At 58.1% G+C, this 4260-nt stretch carries 4 protein-coding genes; 1 reads left to right on the plus strand and 3 read right to left on the minus strand.

Translation table 11 applies throughout. The features are described 5' to 3' along the window. Positions 1 to 5 precede the first annotated feature (5 nt). Both O3648_RS08100 and O3648_RS08105 read right to left on the minus strand, forming a co-directional pair. Positions 6 to 1412, minus strand: coding sequence for a class II fumarate hydratase (locus tag O3648_RS08100; protein WP_049338717.1), 1407 nt, complete (start codon positions 1410 to 1412; stop codon positions 6 to 8). 221 nt (positions 1413 to 1633) lie between these two features. Then, on the minus strand, positions 1634 to 2353 hold the full coding sequence (locus O3648_RS08105; protein WP_279790637.1) for a carbonic anhydrase: 720 nt from the start codon (positions 2351 to 2353) through the stop codon (positions 1634 to 1636). 402 nt (positions 2354 to 2755) lie between these two features. Between O3648_RS08105 and glpX the strand changes: the two genes are divergently transcribed. Further along, positions 2756 to 3763: a class II fructose-bisphosphatase gene (gene glpX / locus O3648_RS08110; protein WP_371569510.1), complete on the plus strand. Its 1008-nt coding sequence runs from the start codon at positions 2756 to 2758 to the stop codon at positions 3761 to 3763. A 166-nt stretch (positions 3764 to 3929) separates the two neighbouring features. Here glpX and O3648_RS08115 read toward each other — a convergent pair. After that, on the minus strand, positions 3930 to 4260 hold a 331-nt coding region (locus tag O3648_RS08115), incomplete at its 5' end, for a peptidoglycan bridge formation glycyltransferase FemA/FemB family protein (RefSeq protein WP_371569512.1).

Consider the following 4260-nt stretch of genomic DNA (forward strand, 5'->3'; position numbering starts at 1 on the left):
TGAGATTAGAAGTTGCCCAGCATCTTGGTGACGTCCAGAGCCGCATCCAGCTGCTCCTCAGTCACTTCGCCGCGCTCCACGTAACCCAGAGCCACAACTGCCTCACGGACAGTCACCTTGTGAGCCACCGAGTACTTAGCAATCTTCGCAGCAGCCTCGTAACCAATCAGCTTGTTCAGCGGGGTCACGGTCGACGGCGAAGCCTCAGCCAGGAAGCGGCAACGGTCAACGTTAGCGGTCAGACCGTCAATCATCTTCTCAGCCGAAACGCGAGAAACATTAGCGAGCAGGCGGATCGACTGCAGCAGGTTAGCAGCCATCACCGGGATACCCACGTTCAGCTCAAACGCGCCGTTAGTGGATGACAGAGCAATGGTCGCGTCGTTACCGATAACCTGAGCGGCAACCATGATGGTAGCCTCACAAATCACGGGGTTGACCTTACCGGGCATAATCGAGGAGCCGGGCTGCAAATCGGGGATATGTAGCTCGCCCAGACCGGTGTTCGGGCCCGAACCCATCCAGCGGATGTCGTTGCTGATCTTCATCAGACCGTACGCCAGGGTGCGCAGCTGACCGGAAACCTCAATCAGACCGTCACGGTTAGCCTGAGCCTCGAAGTGGTTACGAGCCTCGGTCAGGGGCAGGCCGGTCTCCTCAGCAAGTAGCTCAATCACGCGAGCGGAGAAGCCATCCGGGGTGTTAATGCCGGTACCCACAGCGGTACCACCCAGGGGAACCTCAGCTACGCGGGGCAGGGAAGCGTTCACACGCTCAATGCCGTAACGTACGGTTGCGGCGTAGCCGGAGAACTCCTGGCCCAGGGTGATGGGGGTTGCATCCATCAGGTGGGTACGACCGGACTTCACAACGTCCTTGAACTCTGCGGACTTGCGCTCCAGGGACTCAGCGAGCACCTCGAGGGCGGGAATCAGGTCCTTCACCAGAGCCTCAGTCACAGCAACGTGTACGGAGGTGGGGAAGACGTCGTTAGAGGACTGGGATGCGTTCACGTGGTCATTGGGGTGAACCTCAATGCCCTTGGACTCCAGGGAACGGGTTGCCAGGGTTGCCAGAACCTCGTTCGCGTTCATGTTCGAGGAGGTACCGGAACCGGTCTGGAAGACGTCAATGGGGAAGTGGGCGTCGTACTTACCGGTTGCTACCAGATCCGCTGCGTCGCGGATAGCCTGGGCGCGCTCAGCGTCGAGCACCTTGAGTTCCTCATTGGCGGTCGCGGCTGCCTTCTTCACGAGGGCAAGCGCACGAATATGGGCGGATTCGAGGGTCTGACCCGAAATCGGGAAGTTCTCGACTGCGCGCTGGGTCTGTGCACGGTAAAGTGCATCAGCCGGAACGCGAACTTCGCCCATGGTGTCATGTTCAATGCGGTATTCAATGTTTTCAGCCATACCTCTAGGATAGGCGTTCAAAGTGGCTTACGTCGCCTCGAAAAGGTGTCAAATGAGGAAAAACGCTTATAAATTTTGCGGCGTGAGAAGGCGTGTAAAACCCCCGCCCCGGCAGATGTGTGAACACTCTACCGTGGCGGGGGTATCCCATAGAAAAATCTGTTCTTTAGTGTGAGTATGTGGGTTCTCGCTCTACGGCTCATAACGAGTGAAGAAGAAATCTAGTCCAGGTTCTCAGCAACCACAACGCGCGGGGGAGTCTTCACGACCACCGGAAGCGCCTGAGTCAGCGGGTTCTGCGCGCCGTTCTTCTCCTCAGGCAAGGTCAGGTCCTGTGAAGTGAACACCAGCTCCGCCTTACCCTCCTTCAGATGGTAGAAGACACCAATTACGGCGACCTTACCCTCAACCACAGCATCCGAAATGATGTGGGACTGCTCAATAATGCGGATAGCGGTCTGGCGGGTATGTTCACGCACCATGTCGTTGACGGTTGGGTTCTCCGGCAGCTTCGGAGACATCGCCGAAGGCAGGATGTGCTGCACCAGGTTACGGATGAAGCCGTGGGGCATCCTACCGGAGTCTAGTGCATTGCTAGCGGCAGTGACCGCACCACAGGAGTCGTGGCCAAGAACCATCACGATAGGGGTCTCAAACTCATCGACCGCATACTCCAGCGAGCCGAGCGCGGCATTCTCCAGGACGTGGCCGGCGGTGCGCACCACGAACGCGTCGCCCAGGCCCAGATCAAAAATAATCTCCGCGGCCAGACGGGAGTCACCGCAACCAAAAATTGAGGCAAATGGGAACTGCCCCGACGCCAAATCGGTACGGCGAATCGTGTCCTGGTTGGGGTGCTCGTTACTGCCCTCAATAAAACGACGGTTGCCGTCTCGAAGACGCTTCCACGCCTCAGCGGGAGTCGGTTGAATGCCAGCCATGTGATGCTCCTTAGCGGACAGGGATAGGAACTCGTATATGCTCACCCGCTCGTTTCTATGAGCGGTAGTGGGGAAGCTTCAATCGCTCATACTGAAGCTCAGGTTGGTTCCGGGGTCCCGTGAAATAACCTATCTCAAATATGCCTTAAAAATGCAAAAAATAGCTAGTTCGGCACACCTTCCCATGCCCAAGAGTACAAAAAGATGCATAAAGAGAGATGAAGCCCTCACAGATTTGCCGCATCTGCTCACGATAAAGTCAACACGCACGCAAACTCGTTCAGAACAAGAAAAACGAAGCGCCCGCGCGCTATCCTGAAAGGAGCACTACTGCGTCGGCGACTTCGTGCTGGAAAGAACTAGCCAGCCGACGGTGTATTCAGAAATCTCGAAGGTGAGTCTATGACTACGAACAACAACCACGGCGATCGCAACCTCGCAATGGAACTGGTCCGCGCGACTGAAGCAGCAGCAATTGCTGCAGGCCCCTGGGTCGGCGCAGGCGAAAAGAATCTCGCAGATGGCGCAGCCGTAGACGCAATGCGTTACCGCCTCTCCACCGTCAACTTCAACGGCACCGTTGTCATCGGTGAAGGCGAGAAGGACAAGGCTCCCATGCTGTACAACGGCGAGAAAGTCGGCGACGGCTCCGGTCCCTCCCTCGACGTGGCAGTGGATCCCATCGACGGCACCCGCCTGACCGCACTAGGTATGGACAACGCTCTTTCCGTGATTGCTGTGGCAGACGGCGGTACCATGTTCGATCCCTCCGCAGTGTTCTACATGGAGAAGCTGGTCACCGGCCCTGACGCCGCAGAATTCGTGGATTTGCGTCTGCCCGTCAAGCAGAACCTGCACCTGGTTGCTAAGGCTAAGGGCAAGAAGGTCAGCGAGCTAACCGTTTGCGTGCTGGACCGCCCCCGCCACGCTAAGCTGATTCAGGAAATCCGTGAGGCAGGCGCTCGTACCCGCATCATCCTCGACGGTGACGTTGCAGGTGCTATCGCAGCCTGCCGCGAGAACACTGGTGTGGACCTGATGCTCGGCACCGGCGGCACCCCCGAAGGCGTTGTCGCAGCCTGCGCTATCAAGGCAACCGGCGGCGTCATCCAGGGTCGCCTGGCACCGACCGATGACGCAGAGCGTGAGAAGGCGCTGGCAGCAGGCCACGACCTCGATCGCGTGCTGACCACCAACGACCTGGTCACCAGCGACAACTGCTTCTTCGCAGCAACCGGCGTCACCGACGGCAAGCTGTTGCGAGGTGTACGCTACAGCAAGAACACCGTGACTACCCAGTCGCTGGTCATGCGTTCCTTCTCCGGTACTGTCCGTACCGTTGAAGCTGAGCACCGCCTCTCCCGCCTGCGCGAAATCCTCGCACAGACCAATAGCCCCGAAGAGCAGTAATCTTCGCCCCCCGCAAGGGCTGAGGAGCCGCACTAAGACTCCTCGAATATTGGACATACATACACAGGGAGCTGCCCCCACCGAAGAACTCGGTGAAGGCGGCTCCCTCCGTATATTTAGCTTTTAGTTCTCAGGATACGCCCCAGTAAGGACGAGCCTGAACCCGTTAGCGAGAGCGGAAAGACTGAACCTTCGCCTTCGCCTTCGACACAGCATCACGAACAGCCGGACGAGCCTTGTACGCCAGCGTGTAGGCGCGGTAACCCAACGAAGTTACCGGAACATCCCAGGTACCCGGGTACTCCACCGACTCGCCACCGAAGGACTTCTTGAACTTCGTGAAGCCAGCCCACTCGTGATCCGGCTGATCCTCCGGCGCAATACCGAAGAGGTCAACGTACTGCAGACCCTTGCGCTTAGCGTCCAGGATAAAGTTCGTCACCACCACAACACCTGCACTAAGGTTGCGGTGCTCGAAGGAAGCCGCAGCGTGCGCG

Source organism: Rothia sp. 27098_8_161 (assembly GCF_041432905.1).
In the GTDB taxonomy this organism is placed as follows: Bacteria; Actinomycetota; Actinomycetes; order Actinomycetales; family Micrococcaceae; genus Rothia.